This window comes from Lentzea sp. NPDC102401 (assembly GCF_044765805.1).
GTDB classification, from domain to species: domain Bacteria; phylum Actinomycetota; class Actinomycetes; order Mycobacteriales; family Pseudonocardiaceae; genus Lentzea; species Lentzea sokolovensis.
Genome location: NZ_JBIWKS010000016.1, coordinates 192,942 through 211,123, shown reverse-complemented (window position 1 = coordinate 211,123; position 18,182 = coordinate 192,942). Strand labels below are relative to the sequence as shown.

Sequence of the window (18,182 nt, the reverse complement as noted above, 5' to 3'; positions counted from 1 at the left end):
CAAAGGAACTACCTCGACGAGGAGGTAATTCATATATTACTGGCTGTGTTTCGGCACGCTGTTGAGTTCTCAAAGAACACGCGCACACCGCAGCTCATCTCCGAGGAGAGTCACTTCCGGGGCTGTGTCAGGCTTAGAAGTCTTTCGCCGCACTCCGTTCCGGCTGTGTTTTCCGGCCCGTTCCGTGCTGGCATGGAGAAATTTACACGGGCACCCCAGGAGATCCAAATCGGGGGTCACTAACGGCGTAACCGCAGGTCAGACACTACGCGGACGGCCCAAACCCGCCAAGATCGACGCACAGTGTGACCGGGGCCACGCCGACAATCTTGTATCCGGCGTCAGCGAGGTGCGGCCGGCAGGTGCACGGAGACCGACAGACCACCGGTCGGCACGGCCACTGCCTGCGCAAACCCGCCATGAGCGGCCACCGCGGCACGCACGATCGAGAGCCCGAGACCCGTGCCGGACTGGCTGGTCCGGTCCTTGCCCCCGCGGCGGAACGGCTCGAACAGCTCCTCCACCCGGTCCGGCGGGATCAGCTGACCGGACGACGACACCCGCAGCACCGACCACTGCGGTCCCGTCTCCACCACCGTCTCGATCCATCCGCCGACGTGGTTGTGCCGGATGGCGTTCTCCAGCAGGTTGCCGGCGATGCGCTCCAACAGCGCGGGATCCCCGACCGCGAGCGCCGGCACACACCGGAACACCGCGCGCAGGTTCCGTGCCTCGGCCTCGGCCCGTGTCGCCTTCCACGCGGACTCGACCACCGCGGACAGATCCACTGGTTCACGAACCGCGAGCCCGATGCCGTCCGTGCGCGCGAGCAGCAGCAGCGCCGACACCAACTGTTCGGCGCGCTCCCCCGCCGCACGCACGACACCGGCCATGCGTCGCAGCTCTTCGACGTCGGCGTCTGGATCGGACAGAGTCACGTCCAGTTCGGTGCGCACCACTGAGAGAGGAGTGCGCAGTTCGTGCGATGCGTTCGCCACGAACCGGCGCTGCGAGTCGAAGGCAGCTTCCAGCCGGTCGAGCATCGAGTCGAACGTGTCCGCGAGCTCCGCGACCTCGTCACGCGGACCCTCCAGCCGCAATCGCGACCCCAGTGACTCCGCCGACAACCGGCGGGCGGCACCCGTCACGTCGTGCAGTGGCTGCAGGACACGGCCGGTGAACGTCCACGCCAGGACAGCAGCAGCTACGACCATGCACGCGAACGCGATCAGTCCGGCGCGCAGCAGGTCCTGACGCGCGGTGGCCGTCAACGCGTCGGTCAGCACCTTCACGGTGACGGTGACGCCGTCGACCGTGACCTGGGTGTCGGAGGGGAACGACGGCGACGAGTCGAAGACCCGTCCGACCAGCGTCCAGCCGAGGAAGAGCAGGACAGCACTCACCACGGCGACGAGCGCGGTGGTGAGCAGCGTGATCCGGAGACGCAGTCCTGGCCCGCGTCGGCGCACAGGTCAGTCCTCTGCAGAGCCGTTCGAGGCACTGGGGACCCGATAGCCCGAGCCCACGACGGTGTCGATGATGCCCGGCTCGCCCAGCTTCTTGCGCAACGTCATCACGGTGACGCGCACGGTCGTGGTGAACGGATCGGCGTTCTCGTCCCACACGCGCTCAAGCAGCTCTTCGCTGCTGACGACCGATCCCTTGGCCGCGAGCAGCACCTCGAGGACGCCGAACTCCTTACGGGTCAGCTCGATCGGCTGCCCGCCGCGCGACACGGTGCGCCGCGCCGGGTCCAGTTCGACGTCCTGAGCGGCGAGCACGGGCGGCGTCGCCGGGGTCGCGCGCCGGGCCAGCGCCCGCACGCGCGCGACCAGTTCGGGGAACGCGAACGGCTTCGCGAGGTAGTCGTCCGCGCCCAGCGACAGGCCGGACACGCGATCTTCGATGGACCCGCTCGCCGTCAGCATCATGACCCTGGTGAGCGCGCCGGAGCTGAGGATCTCCTTGCACAGCTCGTCGCCGGACATCCCAGGGAGGTCGCGGTCGAGCACGACCACGTCGTACCGCGTGACGGTCGACTTCTCGTGCCCGCTCTCGCCGTCGTAGGCGACGTCCACGGCCATGCCTTCGCGCCTCAGGCCGCGAGCGATCGCGTCGGCCAGAGGCGCCTCGTCCTCGACTACCAGAATCCGCACGCCTCAAAGGTGCCACATTCACCTGAGAAGGCGCTTAACGACACCTTCACTTCCTGCGTGCAGGCCGATCGACCACGACCGTCGAGGCGGTCTGCAGTGCGCGGATCTCCAGCAACGCCGGGTGCTCCTCCGCCAGCCGGGCCGCGTTCAGCAACGACCGCAGCGCCGCCGTCTCCCCACGCGCCCGCTCCAGAGCCGCACGTCCCTCGGACGCCGCCACCAGCTCGGCCAGCGCCGCACGCCGCAGCTCACCGGGCATGACGACATCGCGAACGGCCAGGTCGGACACGGTGACGCCGAGTTCGGCGGCCCTCGCGGCCACGGCGACAAGCACCTCGGCGGCGATGGCGTCGCGCTCAGCGTCAACCGCCGAGTGCACGCGCGTCAGCACCGCACCGCGCAACGCCAGCTGCACGGCCGTGTAGAGCTCGGCCTCAGGCCCGGCGGACGCCACCACGAACGTCGTCGCCGAGGACACGGCCCACCGCACGACAACGGTCACGCGCACAAGCACGCCGTCAGACGTGGGTACGTCCTGTGCGGCAGGAGTCATCGTGCGCGGACGAACGTCGACACGGTGCAGCACCACGTGTCGCGGGAACTTGTGCTGGCCGGGCTCCACCTCACCCACCAGAACACCGCGATCGAACCGAACACCCCGCTCCCACGGGTACAACGTGTGCTTCATCGTCTCCACCTCGTCCGGACAGACCACGACCCCGGCCGGCGGAGCGGCGAACGGGAGTCCACAAGGGACTCGCAAAGTTCGTCGCCCCCGTGTGCGGCCGGGGTCGTGGCGCTCAGGAGTTGAACCCGGTGCCTCTCAGCGCCAGCGCCGCCCCGACAGCGGAACCCGGCGAGGAAGTCCTGCCGGGCCGCGGAAGGCGGCGCGAGGTGGAGATTAGCCGAACTACTTCTCCGCGGGCGCGTCCATTTCCACGGGCAGGCACTCCAGGCGAGCGGCCCACTCCGTCACGCGCCGTGCGACGTCCTGCGCGGTGATGCCGCACAACGCCAGCACTTCGCCACGGTCACCGTGGTCGTGGAAGCGCTGCGGCAGAGCGATGTCGCGCAACGGTACGTCGACGTCGGCATCGCGCAGCGCGGCCGCGAGAGAGGAGCCGAAGCCACCGTGGCGGCCACCGTCCTCGACCGTCACCACGAGCTTGTGCGACGCGGCCATCTCCACGAGGTCCACCGACATCGGGTAGATCCACCGCGGGTCGACGACCGTCACGCCGATGCCCTGGTCCTCCAGCCGTTGCGCGGCCTCGAGACCAAGCCCGCCCAACGCGCCGACCGTCACCAGCAGCACGTCGTTGCCCGAGCGCCGAAGCACGTCCACGGAACCCACGCGCTCCAACGCGGGCAGGTCCGGGCCGACCGAGGCCTTCGGGTAGCGGATCACCGACGGCGCGTCCGAGATCGCCACGGCCTCGCGCAGCTCCTCGACCAGCGTGCCGGCGTCACGCGGCGCCGCCACGTGGACGCCGGGGATGACGCCGAGGATCGACATGTCCCACATGCCGTGGTGCGACGCGCCGTCCGGACCGGTGACGCCGGCCCGGTCCAGCACGACCGTGACGCCCTGCTTGTGCAGCGCGACGTCCATCAGCAACTGGTCGAACGCGCGGTTGAGGAATGTCGCGTAGACGGCCACGACCGGGTGCAGACCGCCGATCGCCAGACCGGCTGCGGACGTCAGCGCGTGCTGCTCGGCGATGCCGACGTCGAAGAAGCGCTCCGGGTACGCCTTGGCGAACGGGTCGAGTCCGGTGGGCCCCTGCATCGCGGCGGTGATCGCCACGATGTCGGAACGCTCGCGGCCGACCTGCACCAGCGCGTCGGAGAACACGTGCGTCCAGGTCCGGCTGGACGGTTTGACGTCCTCGCCGGTGATCGGGTCGATGACGCCGGTGGCGTGCATCTGGTCGGCCTCGTGGTTCTCGGCCGGCGCGAACCCCATGCCCTTGCGGGTGACCGCGTGCACGATCACCGGGCCGCCGAACGACTTGGCGCGCTGCAGTGCTGCTTCCAGCGTCGCCATGTCGTGGCCGTCGACCGGGCCGATGTACTTGAGGCCGAGGTCCTCGAACATCGCCTGCGGCGCCAGCGCGTCCTTGATGCCGCGCTTGGCGGCGTGCAGCGCGGCGTAGAGGGGCTTGCCGAAGAACGGCGTCTGCTGCAGCGCGCTCTTGCCCTTCTCCAGCACGCGCTCGTAGCCGGGACGCAGCCGCAGCGACGACAGGTGGTCCGCGAGACCACCGATCGTCGGTGAGTACGAGCGGCCGTTGTCGTTGACCACGATCACGACGGGACGGGTCTTGTCCGCCGCGATGTTGTTCAACGCCTCCCAGCACATGCCGCCGGTCAGCGCGCCGTCACCGACGACGGCGACCACGTGGCCGTGGGCGCCGTTGATCTGCTTCGCCTTCGCCAGGCCGTCCGCGTAGGACAGCGCCGTGGAGGCGTGCGAGCTCTCCTGCACGTCGTGCTCGGACTCCGACCGCGACGGATAGCCCGACATGCCGCCCATCTTGCGCAGCCGGTCGAAGCCGTCGCGGCGGCCCGTGACGATCTTGTGCACGTACGACTGGTGACCGGTGTCGAACACGATCGGGTCCTGCGGCGAGTCGAAGACCCGGTGCAGTGCCACGGTCAGCTCGACGACACCCAGGTTGGGGCCCAGGTGCCCGCCCGTCTTGGACACCTTGTCGACCAGGAAACGCCGGATCTCCTCACACAGGCGCGACAGCTGCGCCTCGTCCATCCGTTTCAGATCAGCTGGTCCGTGCACGGACTCCAGCAGGGTCACCACGCCCACCTCACTCCTGAAGACTTCGGCTCAGTCTACGGAGACGCGACTGAGACGCTGCCTCAGCTCGTCTCAGGCACGAGCAGGGCGATGCACTCCATGTGATGGGTCATGGGGAACGCGTCGAACGCCCGCAGCTGCGCGAGCCGGTACCCCTGAACTGTGAATTCGGCCAGGTCGCGGGCCAGCGCGGCGGGGTCGCAGGCGACGTAGACGACCCGTTCGGGACGGCGTCGTGCGACTTCAGCCACAACGACCTTGCCCGCCCCCTTGCGAGGGGGGTCGAGGACCACGACGTGGGGGTTCTCGACGGGCAGTTTGCGGGTCACGGCGAGCTCCACCTTGTCCGCCACCCACTCCACCTGTGACATGCGGCGGAGGTTGCGCCGGCCGTCCTCCACGGCACCGGGGAAGGACTCCACGACCAGCACGGATCCGCTTTCGCCGACCTGCCGTCCCAGCACGGACGCGAAGAGGCCCGCGCCACCGTAGAGGTCCCACGCGCGTTGCCCCGGCTCGGCCGCGGCCCACTCCCCCACGACGGACGCGAACGTGTCCGCGGCGGCCGGGTGGACCTGCCAGAAACCATCGGCCGAAACTCGCCACTTTCGTTGGGCGGCGGTCTCGACGGCCGTACCGGTTCCGGCGCGTCGCGTGGTGTGTCGGCCACGCACCTCACCCACATGACGGTTGCCGTCACCGTCCTGGACGATCGTGAGCTCCTGCGCCCGCCACTTTCGGTCGGTCACCGACTCGACCATGCCCGGCCGGGAGATCACACAGTGGTCGATCGGGATCACATCGTGGGAACGCAGACCGCGGAAGCCCGGCTTTCCGTCACGGCCGACGGCCATCCGGATCCGGGTCCGCCACTCCAGCGGGCCGCCCGGCAGCGCCTCCACGACCACGTCGCGTTCGATCTTGGCGAGCCTCGCCAGCTGCTCGCGGACGACCTCGGCCTTCAGCTCCCGTTGCGCGTCCCACGAGACGTGCTGGAAGTCGCAGCCACCGCACATCCCCGGCCCGCTGAACGGGCACGGCGCCTCGACGCGGTCCGGTGACGGCTCCAGGATCTCCACGGCGTCGGCACGGCAGAACGAGCCGCCGTTGTCCTCGTACACCGACACCACGACGCGTTCGCCGGGCAGCGCGTGACGCACGAACAGAACGCGCCCCTCGTGCCGTGCGACGAAATGCCCGCCGTGGGCGACAGGTCCTACTTCTACTTCGAACTTGCGTCCGGTCCAGTCTTCCTTGGTGGTGCTCATCGGTCGTCAAGTCCCCTTCGGACAGCGCCGGGCGCGATGACGTCCTTGTCCTTGACCTTCACCGAGGATTCGAGCTGCCACGGGACACTGGTCACCATCACACCCGGCTGGAAAAGCAGCCTTCCCTTGAGCCGCAACGCGCTCTGGTTGTGCAGCAGCTGCTCCCACCAGTGGCCGACCACGTACTCGGGAATGAACACGGTAACAACGTCGCGCGGGTTGTCCGTCTTGACGCGCTTGACGTAGTCGAGAATGGGCTTGGTGATCTCCCGATAGGGAGACTCGATCACCTTCAGCGGGATCTTGAAGTTCTCCTTCTCCCACTCCGCGACGAGCCGGCGCGTGTCGTCGTCGTCGACGTTGACCGTGACGGCCTCCAGCACGTCGGGACGCACGGCCTTGGCGTAGGACAACGCCCGCAGCGTCGGCATGTGCAGTTTGGACACCAGCACCATCGCGTGGTTGCGCGCGGGCATGGTGCGCACGCGCTCCTGCTTGCGCAGTTCCTCGGCGACGGTGTCGTAGTGCTTGCGGATCGCCGTCATCAACGCGTAGATGGCGGCCATCGCGGCGATGGCGATCCAGGCGCCCTTGGTGAACTTGGTGATCAGCACGATGACCAGCACGGTCGCGGTCATGACGAGACCGAACGTGTTGATCGCCTGCGACCGCCGCATCCGCCGGCGTGCCTGCTCGTCGGTCTCGGTCTCGAGCAGCCGGTGCCAGTGCTTGATCATGCCGAGCTGGCTCAGCGTGAACGACACGAACACGCCGACGATGTAGAGCTGGATCAGCCGGGTCACCTCGGCGTCGAACGCGATCACCAGCACGACCGCGAACCCGGCCAGGAACACGATGCCGTTGGAGAACGCCAGCCGGTCGCCGCGGGTGTGCAGCTGCCGCGGCAGGTAGCGGTCCTGGGCGAGGATCGAGCCGAGCACCGGGAAGCCGTTGAACGCGGTGTTCGCCGCGAGCACGAGAATCAGCGCGGTCACCGCGGTGACGAAGTAGAAGCCGGGCGGGAAGTTGTCGAACACCGCGCCCGCGATCTGGGCCAGCATCGTCTTCTGCTCGTAGTCCGCAGGGGCGTTCGTGATCTGCTGTTTGGGGAACTCGGCCATCCGCACGTCGGTCAGCTGGGCGAGCACGATCAGGCCCATCAGCATGGTCACCGAGATACCGCCCATCAGCAGCAGCGTCGTCGCGGCGTTGCGGGACTTGGGCTTGCGGAACGCGGGCACGCCGTTGCTGATCGCCTCGACGCCGGTGAGCGCGGCACAGCCGGACGAGAACGCCCGCATGACCAGGAACGCGAAGGCGAGGCCCATGAGGTGGTCCTGCTCGGCGTGGATCTCCAGGCCGGAGCTCTCCGCCCGCATGTCGTCGCCCATCACGAAGCCGCGGATGAGGCCGTAGCCGATCAGGCCCATGATGCCGATCATGAACGCGTAGGTGGGGATGGCGAACGCGGTGCCGGACTCACGGATACCGCGCAGGTTGATCGCCGTGAGAACGACGATCGCGGCGACCGCGAACTCCGCCTTGTGCGTCGCCACGAACGGGATGGCCGAACCGATGTTCGCCGCCGCCGCCGAGATCGACACCGCGACCGTGAGGATGTAGTCGACGAGCAGGGCGCTCGCCACCGTGAGTCCTGCTCTGCGTCCCAGGTTGACCGTCGCGACCTCGTAGTCACCGCCGCCGGACGGATAGGCGTGCACGTTCTGCCGATAGCTCGCGACGACCGTGAGCATGACCAGGACGACCGCGACACCCACCCACGGTGCCAGTGCGTAGGCGCTCAGGCCCGCCACCGACAGCATCAGGAAGATCTCCTCCGGCGCGTACGCGACCGACGACATGGCGTCGGAGGCGAACACGGGCAGGGCGATGCGTTTGGGCAGGAGGGTGTGCGCGAGGCGATCACTGCGGAACGGCCGTCCGACGAGGAGGCGTTTGGCAGCGGTGGCGAGCTTGGACACCGGCAGAGCGTAAGGGGTCCGCTCACCGGGACGGGCTAATGCTCGGTAGGTTCTGCGGAGAGTTCGCCTGAGGAGGCATGTCGTGCACGTGGTGATCATGGGGTGTGGCCGGGTGGGGGCGTCCCTGGCCAGGGCTCTGGAGCGACTCGAACACCAGGTCGCCGTGATCGACAAGGACCCGCAGTCGTTCCGCAGGCTGGGCAGCGACTTCCACGGGCAGCAGGTCGTCGGCAACGGTTTCGACCGCAATGTCCTGATCGAGGCGGGTGTCGAGCGCGCGGGCGCGTTCGCGGCGGTCTCCAGCGGTGACAACTCGAACATCATCTCGGCGCGGGTCGCGCGCGAGACGTTCGGAGTCGAGCACGTCGTCGCGCGCATCTACGACCACAAGCGCGCCGCGGTGTACGAGCGGCTGGGAATCCCGACCGTGGCGACGGTGCCGTGGTCGACCGACCGGTTCCTGCGGATGTTGCTGCCAGAAGGCGCGGCGACGGCGTGGCGCGACCCGTCCGGGACCGTGGCGGTGCTGCCGATCGAGGTCGACGAGGCGTGGGTCGGGCAGCCGGTGCGCGAGCTCGAAGAGGCGATCGGCGCGCGCGTGGCGTTCGTGATGCGCTTCGGCACGGGCGTGCTGCCCGACGGCAAGACCGTCGTGCAGGCCGACGACACCATCTACGTGGCGGCGCTGTCCGGCACGATCACCGACGTCGCGGCGGCGGCGCTGCAGGCACCGGAGGAGAGCTGATGCGGATCGCTATCGCTGGTGCGGGAGCGGTGGGGCGGTCCATCGCGCAGGAGCTCGTCTCGGACGGGCACCAGGTCATGCTCATCGAGCGGGACCGCAAGCACTTCGACCCGAACTCGGTCGAGCAGGCCGAGTGGGTGCAGGCCGACGCGTGTGAGTTGTCCTCTTTGGAGGACGCGGGCATGCACCTGTGCGACGTGGTGATCGCCGCGACCGGTGACGACAAGGTCAACCTCGTGGTGTCGCTTCTGGCCAAGACGGAGTTCGCGGTCCGTCGCGTCATCGCGCGTGTGAACGACCCGACGAACGAATGGCTCTTCACCGAGTCGTGGGGTGTCGACGTCGCCGTGTCGACGCCACGGCTGTTGGCCGCCATGGTCGAGGAGTCCGTGACGATCGGTGACGTCGTACGGCTGATGACGTTGCGTCAGGGCCAGGCGAACCTCGTGGAGATCACGCTCGACGAGTCGACGCCGTTCGCCGGCCGTGCGGTCTCGGAGCTGGAGCTGCCCCGTGACGCCGCTCTGGTGACGATCCTGCGTGGCGGGCGGGTCATCGTGCCGCAGCCGGACGACACGCTCGAAGGCGGCGATGAGCTGTTGTTCGTCACCACCGCCGCCGTCGAGCAGGACATCAAGACCGCGCTGGGGTACTAGGCCCACCAGTACTGGTTGCCGCCTCCGTGGCAGTCCCACAGCTGCACGGAGGCGCCGTTCCACCAGTTCGAGCCCGCGATCTCGACGCACCGGTTGCCGGACTGCCACGACCGGATCCGGCCGACCTCCGCGGTCGTCGAGGCGGGGCGGTAGAACAGCTGGAAGGCGTTGTTGCTCGCCTGGCAGTCGTACATCTGCAGGTGGGCGCCGTTGTCGAGGTTGCCCCATGCGGCGGTGAGGCATCTGCCGCCGTCGGCGTTGCGCAGTCTCAGCCCGTCCCAGTACCAGCGCTGGGTGAGGGCGTTCTGGCAGTCGACCATGATGACGCCGGCACCGTTCTGCCCGGTCGCCGCCGTCATGCACCGGCCGTTGAACTTCGACTGGACGTAGATGGTGTTCTGCGCCTGCGCCACGGAGGACGTCACGAGGACGCCACCGGCGACGAGGGTCAGTGCTGCCAGGATCGCGGCCTTGCGTTGGAGAAGGTTCATGGACTTTCGACGTCTGCCGCTCACCGCCTGATACAGGGCATGCTCGTCCGGTCCGGTATCTGCGCATCGGAAGCGAGCACTTACCACCTGTGAGCGATCAGCTGCCCCTGGTCGGGCGCGAGAGAGAGCTTCGGACCGCGTTGCGGGCGTTGGCCGTGGACGGCGCGGTGCTGCTGTCCGGTCCTCCGGGCGTGGGCAAGACACGTCTGGCCGCCGAGGCGCTCGCCGCCGTGCCCCACCCGGTGGTGCGTTGTTACGCCACGGTCGCCACGTCCCGGATTCCGCTCGGCGCGATCGCGTCGCTCGTGCCCATCGACCTGCCTGTCTCGCGGGGGTCGATCCTGCCGTCGTCGTCCGTGCGCGCGGCCGCAGAACATCTCTCTCGTGGCGGGCGGCGGGTGTTGTCGGTCGATGACGCGCATCTCCTCGACGAAGCGTCGTTGTTGGTGTTGCAGCATCTTGTGCGTCACCGGCTGACGCGGGTCATCTGCACCGCACGGTCCGGTTGGGGCATGGAGGGGTTGACCGTCGTCGGGGTCGACGCGCTGGACCAGGAACGCGCGGGCGCGTTGCTGGCGACGGCTCTCGGCGGACCTGCCGACGCCTCGACGCGGAACCTGGTGTGGGTGAACAGCCAGGGAAATCCGTTGTACCTCAAAGAACTCGTCGCCGCGGGACGGCACTCCGGCGCGCTGACGGAGACCGTGCGCGGGTGGCACTGGAGCGGGCCGCTGGAGCTGTCCGGGCGGCTCGCCGAGCTCGTCGACCTGACGCTGGGGCGGCTCGCGGAACCGCAGCGGCGGGCGTTGGAGCTGCTCGCGTACGGCGAACCGCTCGAATCCAGGTTGTTGCCCGTTCCGCAGGACCTCGTGGACATGGGGTTCGTGCGCGTCGGTGATGACGGACGTGCGCGCGTCGCGCATCCGCTCTACAGCGCGCGCCTACGAGCGACGTGCCCGACTCTGCGGGCGCGAGCGCATCGCCGCGCACTGGCCGACCGGCTCGAATCGGAAGGCGCGGACCGGCCTGATGACGCGGTGCGCGTCGCGACGTGGCGGCTCGACAGCGGGACGGCCGAGTCGCCGGACGTGCTGGCCCGGGCCGCCGAGCACGCACTGTCCGCTCAGGACTGGGAGCTCGCGGAACGGCTCTCGCGCGCCGCCATGGCCCGTGGGGCGACATTACGCGTGGGGCTCGTGCTGGGTCTTGTGCTGATGTACCAACGTCAGTGCGCACAGGCCGAGGAGGTGCTCGCCGAGACCATGGCAGCGGGCGGCGACGTGCTGACGGTGATCCAGGTCGGCTGTACGCGCGCGTACAACCTGTTCTTCGGCCTCGGTGACGAGGACGCCGCCGTGGCCGTGCTGGATCTCGTCACCGCACGGGAGCTGCCGGCCGAGTCGGAGCATGCGGTGCTGTTCTTCGCACTGACGTTCGCGCTGGAGGCAGCGCCGTTGGGAATCGCACGGCTCGGTGGAGAGCTGCTGATCGCCGAGGGCGGTTGGGCGGCGACGGCGGGACGGCAGGTGCTGGCGTTCGCAGACCAGTTCGCGGGCCGCTACACCGAGGCCATCGCACGGGTCGAGGACAACCATGAGGCCGTGCTGGCGACAGCGGGGCGGTTCCCGTCGTTGATGAGCGCGGCGAACGGTGTGCGCAACGAGAGCACTCTGCGGTGCGGTGATCTCGTGGGGGCGGAGAGGCAGGGCGCGCAGACGCTGGCCGAGGTGATCGAGGAGGACCGCTGGCCGGTCACGCAGGTGCCGCCGCGGGTGTTGCTGAGTCAGAGCGCCCGGTTGCGGGGAAGGGCCGCGTCGGCGGTGCGGATCACCGCCGAGGGCGTTCCGGACCCGGCCGCGCTGCCGATGATGTGGGACGTGCTGCTGCTGGCCGAGTTCGCGGCCGGTGCGGCGTTGCAGGGGCAGTCGGATCGCGCCTTCCGCGCGTTGGCTCGCGCAGAAGCCGGGTTGCGTCCCGCGTGGCGTATCACGCAGTTCGCCGTGGGGACCGCACGGTCATGGGTGCTCGCGAGCGCCGGGCGCGTCAACGAAGCGATGCAGACCGCGTTGGACAACGCGGCCTTGGCTCGGGCGCACGGCGCGTATTCCGAGGAGATCGGGTCGCTGCACGACGCCGCACGGTTCGGCGCGGACACCTCGCCTCGTCTGCTGGAGCTCGCGAAGTCGCGCAAAGATCCGCTCACGACCGCGTACGCCTCGCACGCCCAGGCGCGCGCGTTGCGTGACCCGGCGGGGCTGGAGGAGGTGGCGGCGGCGTTCACGGCGTGCGGTGCCGCGTTGTACGCGGCCGAGGCGCTCGCAGAGGCCAGCAGGCTCTCGCGGTTGCACGACCGGCCTCGTGACGCGGACCGGCTGGAGCGGCAGGCTGCGGCGCTCGCGGAGTCGTTCGACGGCGCGACCACGCCCGGTCTGGTGGTGACGAGCACGCTCGCCGCGTTGACGCCACGCCAGTTGGAAATCGCGCGGCTGGCTGTGGCCGGGCTGACGAACGTGGAGATCGCCGAACGGCTGGCGATCGCCAAACGCACCGTGGACAACCATCTGCACACGACGTACGCGGCGGTGGGCGTGACGGGACGGGGTGGCTTGCGCGCGTTGTTCGGCCAAGGCGCGTAAATCGATGTGCGCGGTGAGCCGGACCTTCGGCACACTGCGAGTTGTGTGGCCGTTCGTGGGCAGAGTACGGGAGCTCGAGGACGTGATGTCCACGCTCACCGCAGCCGACGAGAAGGGTGCCGCACTCGTCGGTCCCGCCGGTGTGGGCAAGACCCGGCTCACGGACGAGGTCGTGGCACGGCTGGAGCGCACCGGTCTGACCGTGCGGCGCTGTTACGCGACGGTGGCGACGTCGACGATCCCGTTCGGGGCGATGGCCGCGATGCTGCCCGCCGACATGCGCACGGCGAACCCGCTCGGTCGCGCCGTGGAGCATCTTCTGGATTCGCCGCGGCCGTTGACGATCGTGGTGGACGACGCGCATCTGCTCGATGACGCCTCCGTCGCGTTGCTGCACCACGTGATCCGGCACGGACACGCGCGGGTGCTGGTGACTTCGCGGCCCGGTGAGCGCACGGAGCTGTGGCAGGAGGGATTGCTGCGACGCTACCCGCTGGGCGACCTGTCACGGGCCGAGTCCGATCTGCTGCTCGAACGCGCGCTGGACGGACCGATCGACACCCCGTCGGCGTCGCTGCTGTGGTCGGGCAGCGCGGGAAACCCCTTGTACCTCAGGGAACTCGTCGTGTCGGGCCGCGCGATGGGAGCGTTGCGCGCGGAGGACGGCATCTGGTCGTGGCACGGCGCGATCGAGCTCGGCGGACGGCTCGCGGAACTCGTGCGGTCCAACCTAGGCCGGCTGGAACCGCCGCACCGGCACGCGCTTGAACTGCTCGCCTATTCCGAGCCGGTGGAACTGGACCTGCTGGCGTCACTGGTGCGGGAAGAGACGCTCGACGACCTGGAGACGCGCGGGTTGATCCGTGTCGTGCCGTCGGGGCGCCGCGTGGTCGTGCGGCTCGGGCACCCGTTGTACGGCAGCCTGCTTCGCACGACGTGCCCGACGTTGCGCGCGCAGTCACACCAACGCGCATTGGCCACCGCACTGGAAGCAACGGGCGCACGCCGCCGTGAAGACCTGATGCGCATCGCCACCTGGCGACTGGACGGCGGCTCGCTCATCTCGGTGAACCTGCTCGCCGCGGCCGCCGAACAGGCCTGGGCCGCACAGGACGTGGCGCTCGCCGAACGCCTGTGCCGCGGCGCCGTCGATGCGGGCGGGCTGAACCGCGTCGGGCACGTGTTCGGCCAGGTCCTGATGCACGGCCGCGCACCCGACCAGGCCGAGGTGACGCTGGCGGACGTGATGGCGGGCCCGCTGTCGGCGGAGGACCTGAGCCGCCTCGGCGCCACCCGGTCGATGAACCTCCACTTCGGCCTCGGCGACGCGGACGCCGCCGCCGCGGTGCTCGACCGCGTCGACGTGCCCGGCCTCCCCGCCGACCTGCGCGACTGGCTTCAGGTCGTCCGGGTGATCGAGGCCGCGCAACACGGCCACGTGGCGACAGTGCTGGAGAGCACCTATCAGCCCGTGGCCCCGCATCTGACCGTCCACTTGCGACGCACCAGAGCGCTGTGCCTCCTGCACGCGGGCCGCTATCGCGAGGTTTCGGAGGAGATCGCCGCCTACGAGGCGTTGGAGGACTTGTCCGAGCCCGACGATGGCGCTCTGCGCATGCGTTGCTTCGCGCTGGCGTTCGCCGGCAACCTCGCCGAGGCGGAAGCCCTCGCGCTGACGATGCACAACCGAACGTTCGACGAGTTGGCCTTCACCGGCGCGACGTCGCTCTACGGCGTGCTGTCGTTCTGCGCGCGCATGCGAGGCCACGGCTCCCAAGCGCTGCGTCTGGCCCGCGAAGGCAGCCCGAAATCCCGCTCGCGTCCGTTGATCTTCGACGCCATCGCACTGGCGAACCTGGCCGGCTCTGCGGCGATCTGCGGCGACGCCGCCCTGGCCCAGGAAGCCCTGGCCCGCGCCGAGAAGGCCCGCCGCCCGGCGTGGCGCCTGACCGGAACCACGGTCTCGGTGACCCGTTCCCAGGTGCTCGCCGGCACCGGCGATCTCCGCGCCGCCGCAGACGCCGCGATGGCCGCCGCCGACGAATGCGCCGAACTGGGAGCGCGCGGAAACGAAGCGATGGCCCTGCACAACGCCGCCCGTCTCGGCGTGGACACGTCCCTGCGCCTCACGACCCTCACGGCCACGATGAACGACCCGATGACAGCGGCCTACGTGGCACACGCGACCGCCCTCGCGCACGCCGCACCGACCGCGCTGGAGGCCACGGCAACGGACTTCCAGCGCTTGGGCGCCACCCTCTACGCCGCCGAGGCCCTCGCCGCCGCCACCCGCCTGCACCGAGCCCAGGGCAACGCCCGCGCCGCCTCCCAGGCCTCCGCCCGCCAGGCCCTGCTGATGCGCGACTTCGACGGCGTCCGCACCCCGGCCCTGCGCGCCGACGACCTCACCCACCTGACCCGGCGCCAGGCCGAGGTCGCCCGCCTCGCCACGTCCGGGCTCACCAACCAGCAGATCGCCGAACAACTCCACACGTCCAAGCGCACCGTCGACAACCACCTGCACGCGATCTACGGGGTTCTCGGCGTGACGGGGCGCGACGAACTGCGAACCGTGCTCGGCCCGTCCTGACCCGTCGCCGACATCCGATATATCGCGCTCTCAGCCCTGGCCTCACGCGCCTACATGCCCTTTCGGGCACCTTTGCAATGAGTCTTTTGCGGACGTCCGCAAACGTTTTTTGCATCCGGGCGGGCGGCGGCGTGAGCAAGGACGGGCGAAGACGAGCAGGCGCCCCGAGCCGATATATCGGATATCAGCGTCTGACGGTCACGCCTGGGCACACGTGGTCGAGACTCCGGCGACGCTCCCTGACGGCGATCAGCCGGGCGACCTCATCGCCACCGAGCGGCCCCTTCATCGACATGCGCACAACCGAACGCGGCCGCCCCCCCCAAATTGGGAGGCGCCGGCCGCGTCAGAAGTGGAGCGGGGTCAGTCTCTGGACTTGTCGCGGGACTCGGCGTCGACGACGCGCTTGAGCTCGTCCATGTCCGGGGTGAGCAGGTCGTCGGCCGTGCGTGCCAGCACGTCCTCGGCCTCGGCCTCCGCCTTGACCTTGGCCTCGGCCTCCTCGGCTGCCTTGAGGCGCTTGTCGGCGCGGCGAACCGCCCAGACCGTGGCGAGCAGGGCGATGGCCATCAGCGGGTAGCCCATGCCGAGGCGGGCGACGGCGAGCCAGCCGACCTGGTCCTCGTCGTAGAGCCAGCGCTGGACCACGAAGCGGGCGAAGAAGACCAGGGCCCACACGAAGGTCGCGATGTCGTAGTCGCGGACCGAGGCCTTGTCGTCGCGCCAGGAGCGGTCTCTGCCGTTGAGGAACGTCCAGATCACGCCGGCGAGCGGCCGGCGCACGATGATCGACAGCAGGAACGCGCTGCCGTACACGACGCTCTGCCAGATGCCGAAGAGGAAGAACCCCTTGGCCTCGCCCGTCTTGTAGGCGATGAACGCCGCGACGCCCACGCCGAAGACGGCGGAGATCGCGGGCTGGATGGTGCCCTTGCGCACGGCCAGGATCACGCCGATGACGACGGCGGCGGCGAGCGAGCCGATGATCGCGGCCATCAGGTTCTTGGTCGCGAAGTTGATGATCACGAAGACCAGGACGGGCAGCGACGAGTAGAGCATTCCGCTCACGCCGCCCATCTGTTCTAGGACGGTGGGCGGCTTTTCTTCGGTCTCAGCTGAGGTCATGAAGCGTTCTGCAACTCGTAATAGGGGTTGTAGAGCACCTTGCGCCCGTCGCGCACGGCGATGCGGCCCCGGGCCTTGATCGTCCGACCAGGCTCGATTCCCGCGATGCGACGGCGGCCGAGCCAGACGAGCGTGACGCCCTCGGTGCCGTCGTAGAGCTCGGCTTCCAGGGTGGCGGCCGCGTCCCGCGGGCAGAGCTCCACGCTGCGGAGCCTTCCGAGGACGGTGACCTCCTCACCGGACTTGCAGTCGCAGGCCTTCACCGCGCCGACGGCCTCCGCTTTTCGCGAGAGGTCGTCCGCGTCGAGCTCGGTGACGTCGCTGGTCAAGCGACGCACCAAGCGGCGCCAATAGCCGCTCATCCCCGACTCCTGCATTGCTCTGGTGGCCCCGTGGTGTGGGCCGTCTGACAGTGAGGGTACGCACGGGCGACGACAATCCCGGGTGTGCCTGCCGAGACCGTCCTCCTGCTGCCCGGAACCGCCTCCGACGAGGTGTTTGTCCGATCCGTGTTCACCGAGCCGTTGTCGCAGGTCGGTGCCGTTCTTGACGCACCACGCGTTCGCACACTCGGTGAACGGTTGACGGCCCTCGAAAATGCCCCGGCAAGCCACCCGATCGTGGTGGGTGGCGTCTCACTCGGCGCGCACGTCGCCGCGCGGTGGGCCGTGGCCAACCCGGACCGGTGCGCGGGGCTGATCCTGGCGCTGCCGGCGTGGTCCGGGGCCCCGGACGAGGCACCGGCGGCGCTCGCGGCCAAAGCCAGCGCGGAGATCGTCCGAACGCAGGGGCTCACGACGGCGCTCGCCGGCACGACCGGCTGGCTGCACGACGAGCTGAACCGGGCCTGGCGCGGCTACGGCGAGCAGCTCGTGCCGCACCTCGAAGAGGCCGCCGAGTCACTCGCGCCGACGCTGGACGAGCTGAGGTCGCTGGACGTGCCGACGGGAATCGTCGGGTGCACCGATGATCCGGTGCACCCGATCGCGGTCGCGCGGGCTTGGGCGGAAGCCATCCCACGCGCCGTGCTCGTCACAACGACGCTGAACGCCTACCCGCACGCACTGGGGCGTGCGGTGCAGGCGTGGCAGCGGGCTCGCTAGCCCTCTTGCTGCTGGATGTGCCGGGCGATCGCCTCGGGCAGCTCGACCGGCAGCGGCGTGCGGGGCGGCATCGGCTGCTCGCCGCGCACGACCACGGTGCCCCGCAGCATCTCGCGCAGCGCCTGCGCGTTCTGCTCGAAGTGCTCCTCGGGACCGGCCGCGACGCCGCGCAGCATCCACCGCGGGCCGTCGACGCCGACGAAGAGGATCTGCACGCCCTGGTTGCGCGCGGTGATCTCCTCGCCCCACTCGCCGTTCTCCCGGTTGATGCGGGCGCCGTCCTCCTTGAGGCCGTCGATCAGCTCGGCGCCGACCTCGCGCCAGAGACCGCCCGACTTCGGCGCGGCGAACGCGCTGACCGTCAGCTGGCCGACGGACGTGAGGACGTGCACGGCGCGCACGGAACCGTTCTGCTGGTCCATCTCGACCTGCAGCTGGGCCTCGTCGGGCATCGGCAGCTGCACCGAACCCAGGTCGAGCCGCTCGACGTCGTCCTGGGGCGCGACCGTCGAGTCCCACGGGCCTTCGACGTCGTCGAAGACCTCGTCGTGCTCGGGACCGGTGTCGACCGCCCCCGAGGAGTGACGACCGCGCTTGCGGCGCCTTCCGAACATG

Annotated in this window: 15 protein-coding genes; 5 read left to right on the top strand and 10 right to left on the bottom strand. The window is 69.6% G+C overall.

All coding sequences use genetic code 11. The features are described 5' to 3' along the window. Window positions 1-341 precede the first annotated feature (341 nt). The 6 genes from ACIRG5_RS41220 to ACIRG5_RS41195 all read right to left on the bottom strand — a co-directional run bounded on the left by ACIRG5_RS41220 (window position 342) and on the right by ACIRG5_RS41195 (window position 8,221). Entirely contained in the window at window positions 342-1,469 is a 1,128-nt protein-coding gene (locus ACIRG5_RS41220; protein ID WP_402915604.1) for a sensor histidine kinase, read from the bottom strand. Window positions 1,470-1,472: 3 nt separating this feature from the next. Continuing rightward, on the bottom strand, window positions 1,473-2,156 hold the full coding sequence (locus tag ACIRG5_RS41215; protein ID WP_093599437.1) for a response regulator transcription factor: 684 nt from the start codon (window positions 2,154-2,156) through the stop codon (window positions 1,473-1,475). Window positions 2,157-2,202: 46 nt separating this feature from the next. Continuing rightward, window positions 2,203-2,844, bottom strand: coding sequence for an SPFH domain-containing protein (locus tag ACIRG5_RS41210; RefSeq protein WP_402915601.1), 642 nt, complete (start codon window positions 2,842-2,844; stop codon window positions 2,203-2,205). A 222-nt stretch (window positions 2,845-3,066) separates the two neighbouring features. After that, window positions 3,067-4,971: a 1-deoxy-D-xylulose-5-phosphate synthase gene (gene dxs / locus ACIRG5_RS41205; RefSeq protein WP_402915599.1), complete on the bottom strand. Its 1,905-nt coding sequence runs from the start codon at window positions 4,969-4,971 to the stop codon at window positions 3,067-3,069. Between the two features lie 62 nt (window positions 4,972-5,033). Further along, window positions 5,034-6,239, bottom strand: a complete 1,206-nt coding sequence (locus ACIRG5_RS41200) for a class I SAM-dependent RNA methyltransferase (protein ID WP_402915596.1) — start codon at window positions 6,237-6,239, stop codon at window positions 5,034-5,036. After that, complete coding sequence (locus tag ACIRG5_RS41195; RefSeq protein ID WP_402915593.1) at window positions 6,236-8,221, bottom strand: APC family permease; 1,986 nt, start codon at window positions 8,219-8,221, stop codon at window positions 6,236-6,238. Before ACIRG5_RS41195 ends, ACIRG5_RS41200 begins: the two co-directional genes overlap by 4 nt. Before the next feature lie 82 nt (window positions 8,222-8,303). On the opposite strand from ACIRG5_RS41195, the gene ACIRG5_RS41190 reads away from it, so the two are divergent. Together ACIRG5_RS41190 and ACIRG5_RS41185 are read left to right on the top strand one after the other, a co-directional pair. Then, the gene (locus tag ACIRG5_RS41190) at window positions 8,304-8,966 is read left to right on the top strand and encodes a potassium channel family protein (RefSeq protein ID WP_402915591.1); all 663 of its coding nucleotides are present in this window, start codon (window positions 8,304-8,306) and stop codon (window positions 8,964-8,966) included. Continuing rightward, window positions 8,966-9,622 carry a TrkA family potassium uptake protein gene (locus ACIRG5_RS41185; RefSeq protein WP_319978216.1) on the top strand — a complete coding sequence of 219 codons (657 nt, stop codon included), beginning with the start codon at window positions 8,966-8,968 and terminating at the stop codon, window positions 9,620-9,622. Before ACIRG5_RS41190 ends, ACIRG5_RS41185 begins: the two co-directional genes overlap by 1 nt. Here ACIRG5_RS41185 and ACIRG5_RS41180 read toward each other — a convergent pair. Continuing rightward, window positions 9,619-10,113: an RICIN domain-containing protein gene (locus ACIRG5_RS41180; RefSeq protein ID WP_402915589.1), complete on the bottom strand. Its 495-nt coding sequence runs from the start codon at window positions 10,111-10,113 to the stop codon at window positions 9,619-9,621. The two genes, ACIRG5_RS41185 and ACIRG5_RS41180, sit on opposite strands and share 4 nt — an antisense overlap. An 89-nt stretch (window positions 10,114-10,202) precedes the next feature. On the opposite strand from ACIRG5_RS41180, the gene ACIRG5_RS41175 reads away from it, so the two are divergent. Together ACIRG5_RS41175 and ACIRG5_RS41170 are read left to right on the top strand one after the other, a co-directional pair. Beyond that, window positions 10,203-12,749: an AAA family ATPase gene (locus tag ACIRG5_RS41175; protein ID WP_402915587.1), complete on the top strand. Its 2,547-nt coding sequence runs from the start codon at window positions 10,203-10,205 to the stop codon at window positions 12,747-12,749. A gap of 43 nt (window positions 12,750-12,792) precedes the next feature. After that, a complete protein-coding gene (locus tag ACIRG5_RS41170; protein WP_402915585.1) occupies window positions 12,793-15,339 on the top strand; it encodes a LuxR C-terminal-related transcriptional regulator in 2,547 nt (848 codons plus the stop codon). A 363-nt stretch (window positions 15,340-15,702) separates the two neighbouring features. Here ACIRG5_RS41170 and ACIRG5_RS41165 read toward each other — a convergent pair whose 3' ends face one another. Both ACIRG5_RS41165 and ACIRG5_RS41160 read right to left on the bottom strand, forming a co-directional pair. After that, on the bottom strand, window positions 15,703-16,464 hold the full coding sequence (locus ACIRG5_RS41165) for a DUF3159 domain-containing protein (protein ID WP_402915583.1): 762 nt from the start codon (window positions 16,462-16,464) through the stop codon (window positions 15,703-15,705). Next, entirely contained in the window at window positions 16,461-16,841 is a 381-nt protein-coding gene (locus ACIRG5_RS41160) for an OB-fold nucleic acid binding domain-containing protein (protein WP_030474780.1), read from the bottom strand. Before ACIRG5_RS41160 ends, ACIRG5_RS41165 begins: the two co-directional genes overlap by 4 nt. A 69-nt stretch (window positions 16,842-16,910) precedes the next feature. Between ACIRG5_RS41160 and ACIRG5_RS41155 the strand changes: the two genes are divergently transcribed. Further along, a complete protein-coding gene (locus ACIRG5_RS41155; protein ID WP_402915580.1) occupies window positions 16,911-17,567 on the top strand; it encodes an alpha/beta fold hydrolase in 657 nt (218 codons plus the stop codon). On the opposite strand, the gene ACIRG5_RS41150 is transcribed toward ACIRG5_RS41155, so the two are convergent. Then, on the bottom strand, window positions 17,564-18,181 hold the full coding sequence (locus ACIRG5_RS41150) for a DUF3710 domain-containing protein (RefSeq protein WP_402915577.1): 618 nt from the start codon (window positions 18,179-18,181) through the stop codon (window positions 17,564-17,566). The two genes, ACIRG5_RS41155 and ACIRG5_RS41150, sit on opposite strands and share 4 nt — an antisense overlap. Between the last annotated feature and the right edge of the window lies 1 nt (window position 18,182).

Bases quoted from the DNA above. Each gene is read 5' to 3' on its own strand.
- ACIRG5_RS41200 (WP_402915596.1), bottom strand. From the start codon at position 6,239: ATGAGCACCACCAAGGAAGACTGGACCGGACGCAAGTTCGAAGTAGAA.
- ACIRG5_RS41160 (WP_030474780.1), bottom strand. From the start codon at position 16,841: ATGCAGGAGTCGGGGATGAGCGGCTATTGGCGCCGCTTGGTGCGTCGC.
- ACIRG5_RS41180 (WP_402915589.1), bottom strand. From the start codon at position 10,113: ATGAACCTTCTCCAACGCAAGGCCGCGATCCTGGCAGCACTGACCCTC.
- ACIRG5_RS41165 (WP_402915583.1), bottom strand. From the start codon at position 16,464: ATGACCTCAGCTGAGACCGAAGAAAAGCCGCCCACCGTCCTAGAACAG.
- ACIRG5_RS41150 (WP_402915577.1), bottom strand. From the start codon at position 18,181: ATGTTCGGAAGGCGCCGCAAGCGCGGTCGTCACTCCTCGGGGGCGGTC.
- ACIRG5_RS41185 (WP_319978216.1), top strand. From the start codon at position 8,966: ATGCGGATCGCTATCGCTGGTGCGGGAGCGGTGGGGCGGTCCATCGCG.
- ACIRG5_RS41210 (WP_402915601.1), bottom strand. From the start codon at position 2,844: ATGAAGCACACGTTGTACCCGTGGGAGCGGGGTGTTCGGTTCGATCGC.